Origin of the sequence: Gemmobacter denitrificans (assembly GCF_036964905.1) — a bacterium.
Lineage (GTDB): Bacteria > Pseudomonadota > Alphaproteobacteria > Rhodobacterales > Rhodobacteraceae > Gemmobacter > Gemmobacter denitrificans.
Genome location: NZ_JBALHR010000001.1, coordinates 161,460 through 175,079, shown reverse-complemented (window position 1 = coordinate 175,079; position 13,620 = coordinate 161,460). Strand labels below are relative to the sequence as shown.

General features: G+C 64.0%; 16 protein-coding genes. 11 read left to right on the top strand and 5 right to left on the bottom strand.

Annotated features, from left to right (window positions below; genetic code table 11):
• The first annotated feature begins 46 nt into the window (after positions 1-46).
• The 5 genes from V6590_RS00865 to V6590_RS00845 are packed head-to-tail and all read left to right on the top strand — an operon-like array spanning position 47 to position 4,066.
• On the top strand, positions 47-346 hold the full coding sequence (locus V6590_RS00865; protein WP_335418148.1) for a DUF2849 domain-containing protein: 300 nt from the start codon (positions 47-49) through the stop codon (positions 344-346).
• Between the two features lie 18 nt (positions 347-364).
• On the top strand, positions 365-2,035 hold the full coding sequence (locus tag V6590_RS00860) for a nitrite/sulfite reductase (protein ID WP_335418146.1): 1,671 nt from the start codon (positions 365-367) through the stop codon (positions 2,033-2,035).
• On the top strand, positions 2,025-2,792 hold the full coding sequence (locus tag V6590_RS00855; RefSeq protein ID WP_335418143.1) for a phosphoadenylyl-sulfate reductase: 768 nt from the start codon (positions 2,025-2,027) through the stop codon (positions 2,790-2,792). The genes V6590_RS00860 and V6590_RS00855 overlap by 11 nt, the downstream gene beginning before the upstream one ends.
• A complete protein-coding gene (locus tag V6590_RS00850) occupies positions 2,789-3,190 on the top strand; it encodes a DUF934 domain-containing protein (protein WP_335418140.1) in 402 nt (133 codons plus the stop codon). Before V6590_RS00855 ends, V6590_RS00850 begins: the two co-directional genes overlap by 4 nt.
• Before the next feature lie 51 nt (positions 3,191-3,241).
• Positions 3,242-4,066 carry a ferredoxin--NADP reductase gene (locus V6590_RS00845; protein ID WP_335418137.1) on the top strand — a complete coding sequence of 275 codons (825 nt, stop codon included), beginning with the start codon at positions 3,242-3,244 and terminating at the stop codon, positions 4,064-4,066.
• A 176-nt stretch (positions 4,067-4,242) separates the two neighbouring features.
• Here V6590_RS00845 and V6590_RS00840 read toward each other — a convergent pair whose 3' ends face one another.
• Positions 4,243-5,013, bottom strand: a complete 771-nt coding sequence (locus V6590_RS00840; RefSeq protein WP_335418134.1) for a hypothetical protein — start codon at positions 5,011-5,013, stop codon at positions 4,243-4,245.
• A 263-nt stretch (positions 5,014-5,276) separates the two neighbouring features.
• Here V6590_RS00840 and infC point away from each other — a divergent pair, with 263 nt between their 5' ends.
• On the top strand, positions 5,277-5,765 hold the full coding sequence (gene infC / locus V6590_RS00835; protein ID WP_335418131.1) for a translation initiation factor IF-3: 489 nt from the start codon (positions 5,277-5,279) through the stop codon (positions 5,763-5,765).
• Positions 5,766-5,813: 48 nt separating this feature from the next.
• Here the strand turns inward: infC and V6590_RS00830 are convergent, their stop codons facing one another.
• From V6590_RS00830 to V6590_RS00820, 3 genes are all read right to left on the bottom strand, one after another.
• Positions 5,814-6,815 carry a molybdopterin-binding protein gene (locus tag V6590_RS00830; protein WP_335418129.1) on the bottom strand — a complete coding sequence of 334 codons (1,002 nt, stop codon included), beginning with the start codon at positions 6,813-6,815 and terminating at the stop codon, positions 5,814-5,816.
• A complete protein-coding gene (locus V6590_RS00825) occupies positions 6,812-7,801 on the bottom strand; it encodes an XdhC family protein (RefSeq protein ID WP_335418123.1) in 990 nt (329 codons plus the stop codon). The genes V6590_RS00830 and V6590_RS00825 overlap by 4 nt, the downstream gene beginning before the upstream one ends.
• Before the next feature lie 260 nt (positions 7,802-8,061).
• The gene (locus tag V6590_RS00820) at positions 8,062-10,038 is read right to left on the bottom strand and encodes an OmpA family protein (RefSeq protein WP_335418118.1); all 1,977 of its coding nucleotides are present in this window, start codon (positions 10,036-10,038) and stop codon (positions 8,062-8,064) included.
• Positions 10,039-10,347: 309 nt separating this feature from the next.
• Here V6590_RS00820 and rpsF point away from each other — a divergent pair, with 309 nt between their 5' ends.
• The 4 genes from rpsF to V6590_RS00800 all read left to right on the top strand — a co-directional run bounded on the left by rpsF (position 10,348) and on the right by V6590_RS00800 (position 12,761).
• Positions 10,348-10,764 (top strand): 30S ribosomal protein S6, encoded by a 417-nt coding sequence (gene rpsF / locus V6590_RS00815; protein ID WP_335418115.1) that lies wholly within the window; start codon positions 10,348-10,350, stop codon positions 10,762-10,764.
• 24 nt (positions 10,765-10,788) lie between these two features.
• The gene (gene rpsR / locus V6590_RS00810; protein ID WP_023666208.1) at positions 10,789-11,016 is read left to right on the top strand and encodes a 30S ribosomal protein S18; all 228 of its coding nucleotides are present in this window, start codon (positions 10,789-10,791) and stop codon (positions 11,014-11,016) included.
• A 12-nt stretch (positions 11,017-11,028) separates the two neighbouring features.
• A complete protein-coding gene (gene rplI / locus V6590_RS00805) occupies positions 11,029-11,598 on the top strand; it encodes a 50S ribosomal protein L9 (protein WP_335418084.1) in 570 nt (189 codons plus the stop codon).
• A gap of 134 nt (positions 11,599-11,732) precedes the next feature.
• Complete coding sequence (locus tag V6590_RS00800; RefSeq protein ID WP_335418083.1) at positions 11,733-12,761, top strand: nucleotidyltransferase family protein; 1,029 nt, start codon at positions 11,733-11,735, stop codon at positions 12,759-12,761.
• On the opposite strand, the gene hisI is transcribed toward V6590_RS00800, so the two are convergent.
• Positions 12,739-13,098 (bottom strand): phosphoribosyl-AMP cyclohydrolase, encoded by a 360-nt coding sequence (gene hisI / locus V6590_RS00795; RefSeq protein ID WP_335418081.1) that lies wholly within the window; start codon positions 13,096-13,098, stop codon positions 12,739-12,741. The genes V6590_RS00800 and hisI overlap by 23 nt on opposite strands.
• Before the next feature lie 84 nt (positions 13,099-13,182).
• On the opposite strand from hisI, the gene V6590_RS00790 reads away from it, so the two are divergent.
• Positions 13,183-13,617 (top strand): iron-sulfur cluster assembly scaffold protein, encoded by a 435-nt coding sequence (locus V6590_RS00790; RefSeq protein ID WP_335418080.1) that lies wholly within the window; start codon positions 13,183-13,185, stop codon positions 13,615-13,617.
• The last annotated feature ends 3 nt before the right edge of the window (positions 13,618-13,620 follow it).

Genomic DNA, 13,620 nt, shown 5'->3' with positions numbered 1-13,620 from the left:
TTCTTCTATATAGCAAGAGGAAATTCTTCTATCGAAGGCTCATGCCATGCCCCGTTTCACGCCCAAGGTGGTGACCGCCAACGATCTGCTTGATGGCGACGTGGTCTATCTGACCGCCGATGACCGCTGGTCGCGCCACCATCACGAGGCCGAGCTGATCGAGGACGAGGCCCATGCCCAGTTGCGGCTGCTGTTCGGCATGGCACAGAAGAACATCGTTGTGGGGGCCTATCTGGCGGATGCCAGGCCCGGCCCCAACGGCCCCGAACCGGTTCATTTCCGCGAAGTGTTCCGTACCCGTGGCCCTTCGAACTATGCCCATGGCAAGCAGACCGAGCTGAATTAAGGCCAGGACCCAAGCGACATGTACAGCTATTCCGAATTCGATCAGGCTTTCGTCCAGGCCCGCGTGGACCAGTTCAGCCAGCAGGTGGCGCGTCGGATCGACGGGTCGCTGACCGAAGAAGAGTTCCGTCCGCTGCGGCTGATGAACGGGCTTTATCTGCAGCTTCATGCCTATATGCTGCGGGTGGCCATTCCCTATGGCACGCTGAACCCGCGCCAGATGCGGCAATTGGCCCATATCGCCCAGACCTGGGACAAGGGCTATGGCCATTTCACCACCCGGCAGAACATCCAGTTCAACTGGCCCAAGCTGCCCGATGTGCCCAAAATGCTGCAGGCGCTGGCCGATGTGGGAATGCATGCCATCCAGACCAGCGGCAATTGCGTGCGCAACGTGACATCGGACCATTTCGCCGCCGCCGCGGCGGATGAGGTCGAAGACCCCCGCCCCTATGCCGAATTGCTGCGGCAATGGTCCACGGATCACCCTGAATTCCAGTTCCTGCCGCGCAAGTTCAAGATCGCCATCACCGGTGCGCCAAATGACCGTGCCGTGACCGGGGCGCATGACATCGGGCTGCGGCTGGTGCGCAATGCGCAAGGCGAGCTTGGCTTTACCGTGCTGGTGGGCGGCGGTCTGGGCCGTACGCCGATGGTGGGCATGGCCGTGCGCGATTTCCTGCCCGAAGAAGATCTGCTGCCCTATGTCGAGGCTGTGCTGAGCGTGTACAACACGCTGGGCCGACGCGACAACAAGTACAAGGCCCGTATCAAGATCACCCTGCACGAAACCGGCAAGGCCGAAATCACCCGGATGATCGAAGCCCGCTTTGCCGAATTGCGCCCGCTGTTTGGCGGCAATGACCAAAATCTGCTGGCCGAGATCAAGGCGGCCTTCGCACCTCCGGCCTTCCGCAATGCGCCGGTTGATGGCTATGACGCCTTCTATGCGGCAGATCCGGTGTTCCGGGCCTGGGCCGATACCAATCTGGCCCGGCATCGCAATGACCAATACGCCATCGTGACCATCAGCCTGAAGGCCCATGGCGCAACCCCGGGCGATGCCACCGCCGAACAGATGCGTGTCATGGCTGATCTGGCCGAACGCTATGGTCATGATGAACTGCGCATCAGCCACGAACAGAACGTGATCCTGCCGCATGTCCACAAATCCGACCTGCCCGCCCTGCATGCGATCCTGTCGCAGCATGGTCTGGCCACCGCGAATGTCGGGCTGATTTCCGACATCATCGCCTGCCCGGGGATGGATTACTGCGCGCTGGCCACGGCCCGGTCGATTCCGGTGGCGCAAGAGATTGCCACCCGCTTTGACGCGCTGAAGCTCGAGCATGATATCGGACCGCTGAAGATCAAGATTTCCGGCTGCATCAATGCCTGCGGTCACCACCATGTCGGCCATATCGGCATTCTGGGGCTGGATCGCGCGGGCGTGGAAAACTATCAGATCACGCTGGGCGGCGATGGCACCGAAGATGCGGTGATCGGCGAACGTGCCGGCCCCGGTTTTGCCTATGACGAGATCGTGCCTGCCATCGAACGGATCGTGAGGGCCTATCTGGACCTGCGTCAGGAGCCGGGCGAAACCTTCCTGCAGGCCTATCGCCGTCTGGGTCTGGCGCCGTTCAAGGCCGCCCTGTACCCGGCGGAAGGAACACAGGATGCCGCGTGACACATCCCATGGGCCCCTGGGCAGCGTGGCCGAGCGGGTTGCGGCGCTGAATGCCCGCTATCGCCATCACGGGGCGACGGCGGTGCTGGAACATGCGCTGAAAGACCCCGATCTGGGCCGCGTGGCGCTGGTGTCCTCTTTCGGGGCGGAATCGGTGGTGCTGCTGCATCTGGTTTCGGTGATCGCCCCGGAAACCCCGGTTCTGTTCGTCGATACCCGGATGCTGTTCCAGGAAACGCTGGATTACCAGCGTGAACTGGCCGAAAAACTGGCGCTGTGCGACCTGCGCACGATCCGCGCCCATCCGAAGAAGGTGGAGTTCGAAGATCCCGACGGCACGTTGCACCAGTTCAACACCGATGCCTGCTGCGCTGTGCGCAAGGTTGAACCGCTGGAACGTGCGCTGCAGGGATTTGATGGCTGGATCACCGGGCGCAAACGCTTTCAGGGTGCGACGCGGCAAGAGGTGGACTTCTTCGAAGCCGAAGGCGAAACCCGCATCAAGGTGAACCCGCTGGCACATTGGGGCCGCGAGGACCTTGAGGAGTACATGGTCAACAACCGCCTGCCCCGGCATCCGCTGGTGGCAAAGGGCTATCCGTCGATCGGCTGCGCGCCCTGCACCAGCCCGGTTGCCCCCGGCGAGGACCCGCGAGCGGGCCGTTGGCGCGGCAGCCAGAAAACCGAATGCGGCATCCATTTCATCAACGGCAAGCCCGTGCGGGGCGGCCAAACCACAACGGAGAGCGCGGTATGAGCGTGATCGTCACCGATACGGGCTTTACCCCCGTGGCAGATAGCGTGAACCCCGGTCTGGCCGATCTGGGCGATGGTCAGGCACTCGATCTGGCCCATACCGATGATCCGGCGGCGGTGGCGCCCGTTCTGGCGCAACTGACGCTGATCCGGGTGGGCTTTCCCGCCTTCAACGATGGCCGCGCCTTCACCATTGCCCGCAGGTTGCGGATGATGGGCTATGTGGGCGAGTTGCGGGCTCTTGGGCCGGTGATTGCCGATCAATATGCGATGGCGCGTCGGGTGGGCTTTGACGCGGTCGAAATCCCCGACGATCTGGCCGCCCGCCAACCCGAAAGCCAGTGGCAGTTCCGCGCCGACTGGAAGGCCCATGACTATCAGTCGCGCCTGCGCGCCTGATTTGCGGCTTTCCTTGCGCCCCTGCCTGACATATTCAGGAAACGACATTCCATGACCGAGCAAAAACCCGTGTCCGAGATCGCCGCCGCCAAAGTCACCCTGCCCGATGCGCAGACCGTCACTGCCGTGACGCATTGGACCGACAGCCTGTTTTCCTTCCGCGTGACCCGCCCGCAATCCCTGCGCTTCCGGTCGGGCGAGTTTGTGATGATCGGGCTGTTGGGCGACAATGGCAAACCCTTGCTGCGCGCCTATTCCATCGCCTCGCCCGCATGGGATGAGGAGCTGGAGTTCTATTCGATCAAGGTGCCGGATGGCCCGCTGACATCGAAGCTGCAGCATATCCAGCCGGGCGAACAGATCATCCTGCGCCCCAAGCCAGTGGGCACGCTGGTGCATGATGCGCTGCTGCCGGGCAAGCGGGTCTGGTTCCTGGCCACCGGCACCGGGATCGCCCCTTTCGCCTCGCTGATGCGCGAGCCGGAAACCTATGAGAAATTCGACGAAGTCATCATGATGCATACTTGCCGCACGGTGGCCGAGCTGGAATATGGCCGCCGTCTGGTGGAAAGCCTGAAGGACGATCCGCTGATCGGCGAATTGGTGGGCGACAAGCTGAAATACTACCCCACCACCACCCGCGAAGAGTTTCACCATACGGGCCGCATCACCGACAACCTCACCTCGGGCAAGGTGTTTGCCGATCTGGGTATCGCGCCAATGGACCCGGCGACAGACCGCGCCATGGTCTGCGGCAGCCTTGCCTTCAACAAGGATGTGATGGCAGTTCTGGAAGGCTTTGGCCTGCGCGAAGGCGCCAATTCCGAACCGCGCGAATTCGTGGTGGAAAAGGCCTTTGTCGGCGAAGGCGTGTGATCTGACCGAACGACATCAGAAAAGCCGCAGATTGCTATCTGCGGCTTTTCTGTTCTATTTCATTTCATTACCGGAAGTTTCTGACACGTCGCGCCGGGAACCAGAAGCGCGTTCCACATAAGCAAAGGCCGCCCCGGATGCCCGGAGCGGCCCTTTCTTTTGGTGCGACGCGCCGATCACATGCCAAGCGCGGTCTTGACCTGGGTCACCACGGCCTCAACCAGAGCCGGGTTTTTCGCCGCCCCGTCCACTGCCGATTTCAGCGTGGTCTTGGTGGCATCATCCAGCGACGACCCATCGATCAGGGCGGTGATCTTTGCCGCATCAAATTGCGCCGGGTTCAGCAGGGCCGCTGCATCGCCCAGAGCCGCGTCGGTGGCCTGGCTGGCAGCGCCTGCCGCCTCGGTCACGGCTGTGGCCGCAGCACCGGCGGCTTCGGTCGCGGCGGCAGTGGCCGCGCTGGCCGCATCATTGGCCACCGCTGCGGCAGCGCCAGCAGCTTCGGTGGCGGCGGTCGCAGCGGTGTCTGCAGCTTCGGTGGCGGCGGTGGTGGCTGCTTCAACCGTTTCGGTGGCAGCGGTGGCCGCAGCATTGGCGGCCTCGGTCGCCGCGGTCACAGCCTCGGTGGTCGCCGCAGCGGCCTCGTTTGTGGCGGCGGTCGCTGCAGCAGCGGTATCTGCCGCGACATTGGCGGCTGCATCGGCAGCGTCAGTCGCCGCCGTTGCTGCAGCCCCTGCCGCCTCGGTTGCCGTTTCGGCGGCAGTGCTGGCAGCTTCGGTCGTGGCGGTCGCAGCAGCGCCGGCAGCTTCGGTCGTGGCGGTGGCTGCGGCACCTGCGGCTTCGGTCGTGGCGGTGGCGGCCTTCTCGACCTCGGCCTGCCCAAAGAAATAATACCCCGCCGCAGCGGCCACGATCACTGCGCCACCGATAAGAACCTTGCTGTTCATCCTGATACTCCCGTCAGTGCGGGGCACATCCCCGCGTACCGCCCCTAGATGGCATCGCCCCCCCGGATTGAAAAGGCCCGCGCACTGTGATCACGGGGGGGAATTTTGCCTTTGGCGGCGCATCGGCGCCGTCTTGCCGGAATCTGGTTGAAGTAACCGCGCGCAGGCCTTATTTTGCGCGCGCATCATCAATGGCCAGAAGGATCACAGCCATAGCCCGCAGACCCCACAACGCCCCGCCGCAACGCGAAACGGGCCCCCGTGTGAACGAACGCATCCGCGCGCCGGAAATCCGCCTGATCGGGGCCGATGGTGAGAATGTGGGCATCGTGACGCCCTCTCGCGCCATGGCCATGGCCGAAGAGGCCGGGCTTGATCTGGTGGAAATTTCGCCCAATGCGGAACCGCCGGTCTGCAAGATCATGGATTTCGGCAAGTACAAATACGAAACCCAGAAGCGTGAAGCCGAAGCCCGCAAGAAGCAGAAGATCATTGAAATCAAGGAAATCAAGTTCCGCCCCGGGACGGATGACCATGATTATCAGGTCAAGATGCGCGCCGTTCTGAAATTCCTGGGCGAAGGCGACAAGGTGAAGGTCACCCTGCGCTTCCGTGGGCGCGAAATGGCGCACCAGGAACTGGGTCTGGATCTGCTGAACCGTGTCGCCGCCGATGTGGGTGAGGCTGGCAAGATTGAATCGATGCCCAAGCTGGAAGGCCGCCAGATGGTGATGATGGTCGCGCCGAAATAAGCGTCAGCGACCGGAATTGCAGAAAGGGGGCCGCAGCGGCCCCCTTTGTCATTCGGGGCGCGCCTCGCGCAGACGGCCGCGTTGCGGGATTTCCTTCAACAAGCCGCCAACCCCCATTGCGGCGATATCGTCACCGGTGACGGGAACACCGCAGATCACCCGCTCCATCACCCAATCCGCCCCGTTCAGCGCGGGGCTTTTGGCACAGCCCGGCAGGCCGATCACCGGAATGCCGCGCAACTGACCGATAAACAACAGGTTTCCGGGATCGACAGGCATCCCGAAACGCTCCACCACGCCCCCGGCGCGGCGCAGCGCCGCAGGGGCCACATCATCGATATCCGACGTGGCCGAGGCTGTCAGGATCAACACAAGCTCCGCCCCTTCCACTGCCAGCAGCGCCTGTGACAGATCGGCTTCGTGGTGGCGCACCACCTGTTTGTGGCTCAGCCCGACCCGCAGCGCCTCCAGCCGTTTGTGGATCGCGCGATGGCCTTTTTCGCCGTCGTCATCCGCTGTTGCAGTCTGGATCAGCACCGCCCTCGACCGGGCGACCGGGCGCATCCGCAGCGCCCCGGCACCGGCGGCACAGGCCGCGGCCACCGCCGCCTGCGGCACGCCATAGGCGATGATCTTGACGGTGGCGACCATTTCATCCTGCTTCAGCCTGTGCCATGGCGGCACCGTGGCCAGCGTGATCATCGGATCGATCCGGTTCAGGGCGTGGATACGATCTGCGAAAACCTCTGCAATTCCAGTTACATCAGAGTGGATATTCACGCGACCCGTTCCCACCGGGCGCAGCCGCAGGCCCACCGTCTCGGGCCGGGGCACCAAGGCCTGCGCAATCGCAAGGGCGGCGGCATCTTCATGCAGGTCCGATACATCCAGCCGGGCCACCGTCACCTCGGTCAGGCCCACCGCTGCCAGACAGGCCAGATCCTCCGGACCCAAGACACAGCCCTTGCGCAGCCGCCCCTGTGGCAGCGGCACCGAATGCGCCAGGATCGCGCCTTGTGCCTGATCCAGCGGAACAGGGCCGAACTTCATGCCCCCTGCCTCAGCACACGGGTCACCTGCGCGATGATCGACACCCCGATCTCCGCCGGGCTTTTGGCCCCGATATCCAGCCCGACCGGCGCATGGATGCGGGCGATCTGTTCGGGGGTAAATCCGGCTTGCGCCAGCCGTTCCACCCGTTTGGAATGGGTGCGGGTAGACCCAAGGCAGCCCAGATAGAAGGCATCCGATCCCAGCGTGGCGCGGATCGCCGGATCGTCCAGCTTGGCATCATGGGTCAGCGTTACCACTGCGGTGCGCGCATCCAGCCCAAGTGCGGCCAGCGCCTCGTCAGGCCAATCGTCGCGGATGGTTTCGCCCGGAAACCGTTCGGCGCTGCCAAAGGTATCGCGCGGGTCGATCAGCGTCACGTCATAGCCGCAGGCCCGGGCCATCTGGCACAGCGGCTGGGCGATATGCACGGCACCCACGATGGCCATACGCAGCGGCGGATTGTGCAGACCGATGAACCAGTCGCCCTCTTCCAGCCCGGACCGATCGGCCCGCAGTCGGGTGGCAATCGCGGCTTCCAGCGGATCGCCGGGGCCTGCGGTCAAACGCCGCTCCCAGCTTGTCAGGTTCACCACATAGGCCCGCGGGGCGCGGGCGGCACGGGCCGCCACAAGATCGGCCAGCAGCGCCTCAGGCAGCGCCGCACCCACCGGTTCCAGCAGGATACGGATGGTGCCGCCACAGGCCAGACCCACGGCAAAGGCACTGTCATCGCTGACCCCGAAGGTCAGCAGGCGCGCCATGCCGTCGGCCAGCGCGGCCTCGGCCTCCAGGATCACCGCGCCCTCCACGCAACCGCCCGAAACCGATCCCATGATCCGCCCCGCACCATCGATCACCAACTGACTGCCCACCGGGCGGGGGGCCGACCCCCAGGTTTCGATCACCGTGGCCAATGCGGCCCCGCGCCCCGAACGATGCCAGTCCAGCGCGATTTCCGGGATCTGGTCGTGCCGATACTCCATGCCCTGCCCCCTGTTCGGCCCTGTGGCCCGAATGGCCGCAACTGTGCCACGGCCCCGCATGACCGACCATCCTACCAAGGTCGGGGCCTGGCAAGCCTTCAAAAGAAACGCCGCAGGCTGCAAGCAGCCGCGGCGTGAGCGCCTGGGTGCCCCCAAAGGCCCCGGCAGGGAAGTCGCGGCCCGAACAGGGAGGAAAGGGCCGATATCCGAAAGATTGGCCCGATCCGGCAGCCCTTTCCTTGATGTGTGTCAAGCCATGGTCAGTTTGCCGCCAGTTTGCGCATCAAGGGCGAAATCATGCGCACGGCGGCGCGGCGGTTGCGCGGCTCGTCCGTCAGCACGGGGATGCGCAGTTCCGCCTCGCCATAGCCCTGCACCACCATGTTTTCTGGCGGCACCCCGAAATATTCGGTCAGCGCCTTGGCCACGCTTTCCGCCCGCCGATCCGACAGCGCCAGATTATAGGCGGCATTGCCAACCGCATCGGTATGGCCTTCGATCAGGAACATCTCGCCGGAATTGGTGTCGATCATCTCGGTCATGAAACGGCCCAGTTCCGCCAGTTTGGCAGCCTCGGTCGCGCGGATCGCCGCCGAGCCGCTTTCGAAGGTGATGCTTTCGACATCCACCATCGGCGCCAGTTCACGCACCTGCCGATAATCGCGGATCTGGCCCAGCGTGAAATCACGATCCAGTTCCTCGGCCTGCAAGCGCAGAAGGGCGGCGCGCAAGGCGGCATCTTCGGCCTTGGTCGAAATCACCATGCCGCCGGGCCGGGGTTTGGGCAGGTCGCGCGGATCGAAGACCACCACGTCATCGCGCAGATCGTCGATCAGCAGGGTCTGGCTGCCATCCAGATTGACCCGGGCGCGGCGCAGCACGCGGCCCGCCGCGTCGCGGATGGTCACGATGCTGGTGCCATCGGCGCGCAGAACGGTGGTGCGGGTGGAGCCGTCATTGAAGGTTTCGGTGCGCACATTGCTGCCCGGCTGGCGGATCAGCGTATCGTCATCCTTGTACAGCACATAGCGCCCGTCGCCCTGATCAAGCACCACACGGTCACCGGTATTCGATACGACCTTTTCGCCATTCTTCAGCAGTGAGCCGACCACCAGCGCGCCAAGAACCACCAGACCGGCCTTTTCCAGATCGGACAGTTTGTTGCGCTTCTTTTCGGCCTTGGGTGCGGCCTCGGCTTCGGCAGTGGGCGTCAGGGCGCCGGTTGCGAAATCCTCATCCGACCCGCGCACATCTTCGGCCGTCACTGTGGTTTCGGTCACTGTCACGGCAGGTGCGGCGGTTTCGGTATCGGCTGCCGCCGGCTTTTTCTTGCGCTTCTTGCGCGGGGTTTCAGCGGGGGCCGCCTCGGCTCCACCGTCCACCACTTCGGCGGCAAGGGGCTCTGCATCATCGGTCAGAATCTCTGACAGGGCTGCGACGGCTTCCGGTTCTGGAGCGGCCACGCCTTCCGCCGGGGCAATGACCGGCAGAAGGGTTCCATCCTCGGCCACCGGCTGCGCGCCTTCGGCGGCGGCAAGGGCAGCGGCTTCGCGGGCGGCCTCCCGCCTCGCCTTGCGTTCGGCGCGCAATGCGGCGCGTTCTTCGGCTGTCAGCACCTGTTCGACCGCCTCGCCTGCGGCAGATTCGGAAGGTGCCGGACTGGCATTAGGGGCCTCGCCAGCGGTCTCTGCCGCTGCAGCGGCTTCTTCGGCAGCGGCGGCTTCGGCCTTCTTGCGTTTGCGTTCGGCCTTGGCGGCGGCCTCGGCTTCGGCAACGGCAGCCGCTTCGGCGGCGGCGGCTTCCTCGGCAGCTGCGGCTTCGGCCTTCTTGCGTTTGCGTTCGGCCTTGGCGGCGGCCTCGGCTTCGGCAGCGGCAGCCGCTTCGGCGGCGGCGGCTTCCTCGGCAGCCGCAGCTTCGGCCTTCTTGCGTTTGCGTTCGGCCTTGGCGGCAGCCTCGGCCTCTGCGGCAGCCTCGGCCTCTGCGGCAGCCGAGTCTTCCCCGGCGGCAGGTTCTTCATCCGGTGTCAGGCCAAGCGCCTTGCGGGCATTGCGTTCGCAATTGGCCGGGTTCTTGGCCACCACGCAAAACGCCCCTTCGGGACATGCAGCCTTCTTGCCGGGCAGGCAGACGACCGCCTGGCCGTCAATGTCGATGGCGGTCTGCGCCATCAGCATCGCCGGGTTGATCTGGCTCAGGGCCACCGAAAGCGCGGTGGTGGTGATGAAAAGCCGTTTCATGCGGGCTGTCCTTTCCTGCAACGTCTGGTCATGGCGAATCGCGGTACCCTGCCCGGCCTCGCCATTGCCATCCTCAATGCCCCGGGATGCCCCGCTATGCGATAACACACAGCCTGTCGCCGGATTTCAGTGGCATTTTCTTGCCCATGGGCCGATTTCATGCGGGCCGCGCTTGCCCAAGGGTAGCCTTGCGTGTAAGGGCACACATCCTTCCGCAAGACCCATGAACCGGCGCAGCCTCTCGTGGACGGGCCGCGGAAGGCAAAAGGCCCGACCTATGAAATGCGCCCAGACAGATACGGAGCTTACATGCCGCTTTACGAGCATGTCATGATTGCGCGTCAGGACCTGTCCAACACGCAAGCCGAAGGTCTCATCGAACATTTCTCCACCGTCCTCGCGGATAACGGCGGCAAGGTCGTCGAACACGAGTACTGGGGCGTCAAGACGATGGCCTACAAGATCAACAAGAACCGCAAGGGCCACTATGCCTTCCTGAAGTCGGACGCGCCCGCCGCTGCCGTGCAGGAAATGGAACGCCTGATGCGCCTGCATGACGATGTGATGCGCGTGCTGACCATCAAGGTTGACACCCATGCCGAAGGCCCGTCGGTCCAGATGCAGAAGCGCGACGAGCGTGAGCGTGGCGATCGTGGTGACCGTCCCGAAGGTGGTGACCGCGGCGAACGCCGTGAGCGCAGCTTCGGCGGCGACCGTCGTCGTTGATCTGACAGGGAAAGGACCATCATCATGGCGAACAAACCCTTCTTCCGCCGCCGCAAGGTTTGCCCCTTCTCGGGCGATAATGCCCCGGCGATCGACTACAAGGACGTGCGTCTGCTGCAGCGCTATATCAGCGAACGCGGCAAGATCGTTCCGTCGCGCATCACCGCCGTCTCGGCCAAGAAGCAGCGCGAACTGGCCCAGGCCATCAAGCGTGCCCGCTTCCTCGCCCTGCTGCCCTATGCCGTGAAATAAGGAGAGACTTCCATGCAAGTGATCCTTCTTGAGCGCGTGGCCAAGCTTGGCCAGATGGGCGATGTGGTTAAGGTGAAGGACGGCTACGGCCGGAACTTCCTGCTGCCGCAAGGCAAGGCGCTGCGCGCCACCGAAGCCAACATCAAAGGTTTCGAAGCCCGCAAGGCCCAGCTGGAAGCCCAGAACCTGGAAACGAAGAAAGAAGCCGAAGCCGTGGGCGCCAAGCTCGACGGTCAGGCCTTCATCGTGATCCGTTCGGCATCCGACGCTGGTGCGCTGTATGGTTCGGTGACCACCCGCGACGTGGCAGATGCCGCGACCGCTGGCGGTTTCTCGGTTGGCCGTGGCCAGGTTGTGCTGGACCGTCCGATCAAGGACCTGGGCCTGCATTCTGTGTCCGTCGTGCTGCACCCCGAAGTTTCGGTGCGCATCACGATCAACGTGGCCCGTTCGGTGGAAGAAGCCGAACTGCAGGCTTCGGGCAAATCGATCCAGGAGCTGGCCGCCGAAGCCGAAGCCGCTGCTGAATTCGAAATCGCAGAACTGTTCGACGAAGTCGGGGCTGCCGCTTCGGACGAGTGATCTGACGATCCGAAACACTGCCGCGCGGGGGGCAACCTTCGCGCGGTTTTCTTTTGCCGAGTGCGTGTACTACAAAAGGACCTGGCGTAGTACAGAACCCTGTACTACAATCATTGAAAATGTAGTACAGGCCCATGCCAGACCGCCATTCCACCCTTGCCCACAGCGCCTATCACGATCTGCTGCGCAGTCTGAAATCTGACCGTGCGGCCGAGGTGCGTGGGTCGGTCATGCGTGAAGAACGCGCCAATGGCCGTGCCTATTGGTATGAAACCCGGCGGATCGGCAGCACGGTGCGCCGCCGCTATATCGGCGAAGACAGCCCTGAGCTTGCCGCCGATCTCGCCGAACGTGCCCGCCTGCAGGCCGAAGCCAAGGATCGCGCGGCCCATCGGACCCGGCTTGTCCGGCTGCTGCGCGGCGAAGATTTCCTGCCGGTTGAGGCGCGCTTTGGTTCGATCCTGAAAGCGATGGCCGATCAGGGCGTGTTCCGGCTGGGTGGCACCATCGTGGGCACCCATGCCTTCCGGCTGTATGAAGGCGAATTGGGGATACGCTACAGCTTTGACGATACGGCCCAGACCGGCGATCTGGATATTGCCCAGTTTGAACGCCTGTCACTGGCGCTTGGCGATCAGGTTGAAGATCAGCTTGCAACTACCTTTCAGTCCTTGGATTTTACCCCCGTTCCAGCCCTGCAGCCGGGCGCCATCTGGCGGTGGAGCCAGACCCGGTCGGATACGCTGGTCGAGTTTCTGACCCCGTCCTTCCGCCCCGAGGAAGACATCCGCCCCTTGCCCGCGCTTGGCGTTTCGGCGCAATCGCTGCATTTCCTGAACTTCCTGATTGCCGCGCCGATTCCGGCTGCACTGCTCTATCGGTCGGGCGTGCTGATCCAGATCCCGCGCCCCGAGGCCTTTGCCATCCACAAGCTGATCGTGGCGGATCGCCGTCAGGGTGGCCCGGATGCGCTGAAATCGGAAAAAGACCGCAGGCAGGCGGCCTTTCTGATCGCGGCCCTGATCGAAGACCGGCCTGATGAACTGGCCGAAGCCTGGCAGGATGCGCTGTCACGCGGGCCGAAGTGGCGCGACCATATCGGCCGCAGCCTGGCACGGATGCCGCAGACTGCCGCACTGCTTAGCAGATTGGATCGGATGTGATCCGTTCCGCGCCGTTTTCCACCAGCGTGTAAAAGCAGGACCGGCGGTTGGTATGGCAGGCAGGGCCCTGTTGGGTCACCTGCAGCAGCAGACAATCGCGATCACAATCAATGCGCAGTTCGACCAGATGCTGCACATGGCCCGAGGTTTCGCCCTTGGCCCAGAATGCCTGACGCGATCGCGACCAATAGGTGACGATCCCGCTGTCCAGTGTGCGCTGCAGGCTGGCGGCATTCATCCAGGCCATCATCAGCACCTCGCCCGTGGCATGATCCTGGGCAATGGCGGGGATCAGGCCTTGGGCATCATATTTCAGGCTGGTCGGGTCGAAAGCCATCGCGGCCCTCCTTTGCAATCGGATGAACCGGGTCTATCTATGCGCTGTGGCCGGACAAGGGAAGCCGGGCCAGGGACGTCAGGCATGAGCGACAGCGATCTCATCAAGCTTTATTCGGGGCGCATTCTGGAACTGGCGGCCGCGATCCCGCATCAGGGCCGTCTGGCCGCGCCGCAAGGCAGCGCCCGCAAACGCTCGCCGATCTGCGGCTCGACCGTTACCGCCGATGTGGTGCTGCGGGATGGCCGGATTGCGGAATTCGCCCAGGATGTGAAGGCCTGCGCGCTCGGTCAGGCCTCGGCGGCGATTCTGGGGGCCGTTGCCCTTGGCCGCAACCGGGCCGAGGTGATGGCGGCCCGCGATTCGCTTGCCGCCATGCTGAAAGACGGCGCCCCGCCGCCCGCCGCACCCTTTGACGGATATGAGGTCTTGATCCCGGCGCGCGATTATCGCAACCGCCATGCCTCTATCCTGCTGGCCCTGGATGCGCTGACCGAGGCGATGGCCCAGGTGGAATGAAAA

Coding starts and splice junctions, on each gene's coding strand:
- hisI (WP_335418081.1), bottom strand. CDS start 13,098: ATGGCTTTCGACCCGACCAGCCTGAAATATGATGCCCAAGGCCTGATC.
- V6590_RS00855 (WP_335418143.1), top strand. CDS start 2,025: ATGCCGCGTGACACATCCCATGGGCCCCTGGGCAGCGTGGCCGAGCGG.
- V6590_RS00850 (WP_335418140.1), top strand. CDS start 2,789: ATGAGCGTGATCGTCACCGATACGGGCTTTACCCCCGTGGCAGATAGC.
- rpsR (WP_023666208.1), top strand. CDS start 10,789: ATGGCGAACAAACCCTTCTTCCGCCGCCGCAAGGTTTGCCCCTTCTCG.
- V6590_RS00830 (WP_335418129.1), bottom strand. CDS start 6,815: ATGAAGTTCGGCCCTGTTCCGCTGGATCAGGCACAAGGCGCGATCCTG.
- V6590_RS00800 (WP_335418083.1), top strand. CDS start 11,733: ATGCCAGACCGCCATTCCACCCTTGCCCACAGCGCCTATCACGATCTG.
- V6590_RS00820 (WP_335418118.1), bottom strand. CDS start 10,038: ATGAAACGGCTTTTCATCACCACCACCGCGCTTTCGGTGGCCCTGAGC.
- V6590_RS00825 (WP_335418123.1), bottom strand. CDS start 7,801: ATGGAGTATCGGCACGACCAGATCCCGGAAATCGCGCTGGACTGGCAT.
- V6590_RS00790 (WP_335418080.1), top strand. CDS start 13,183: ATGAGCGACAGCGATCTCATCAAGCTTTATTCGGGGCGCATTCTGGAA.
- V6590_RS00865 (WP_335418148.1), top strand. CDS start 47: ATGCCCCGTTTCACGCCCAAGGTGGTGACCGCCAACGATCTGCTTGAT.
- V6590_RS00845 (WP_335418137.1), top strand. CDS start 3,242: ATGACCGAGCAAAAACCCGTGTCCGAGATCGCCGCCGCCAAAGTCACC.
- rpsF (WP_335418115.1), top strand. CDS start 10,348: ATGCCGCTTTACGAGCATGTCATGATTGCGCGTCAGGACCTGTCCAAC.
- rplI (WP_335418084.1), top strand. CDS start 11,029: ATGCAAGTGATCCTTCTTGAGCGCGTGGCCAAGCTTGGCCAGATGGGC.
- V6590_RS00840 (WP_335418134.1), bottom strand. CDS start 5,013: ATGAACAGCAAGGTTCTTATCGGTGGCGCAGTGATCGTGGCCGCTGCG.
- V6590_RS00860 (WP_335418146.1), top strand. CDS start 365: ATGTACAGCTATTCCGAATTCGATCAGGCTTTCGTCCAGGCCCGCGTG.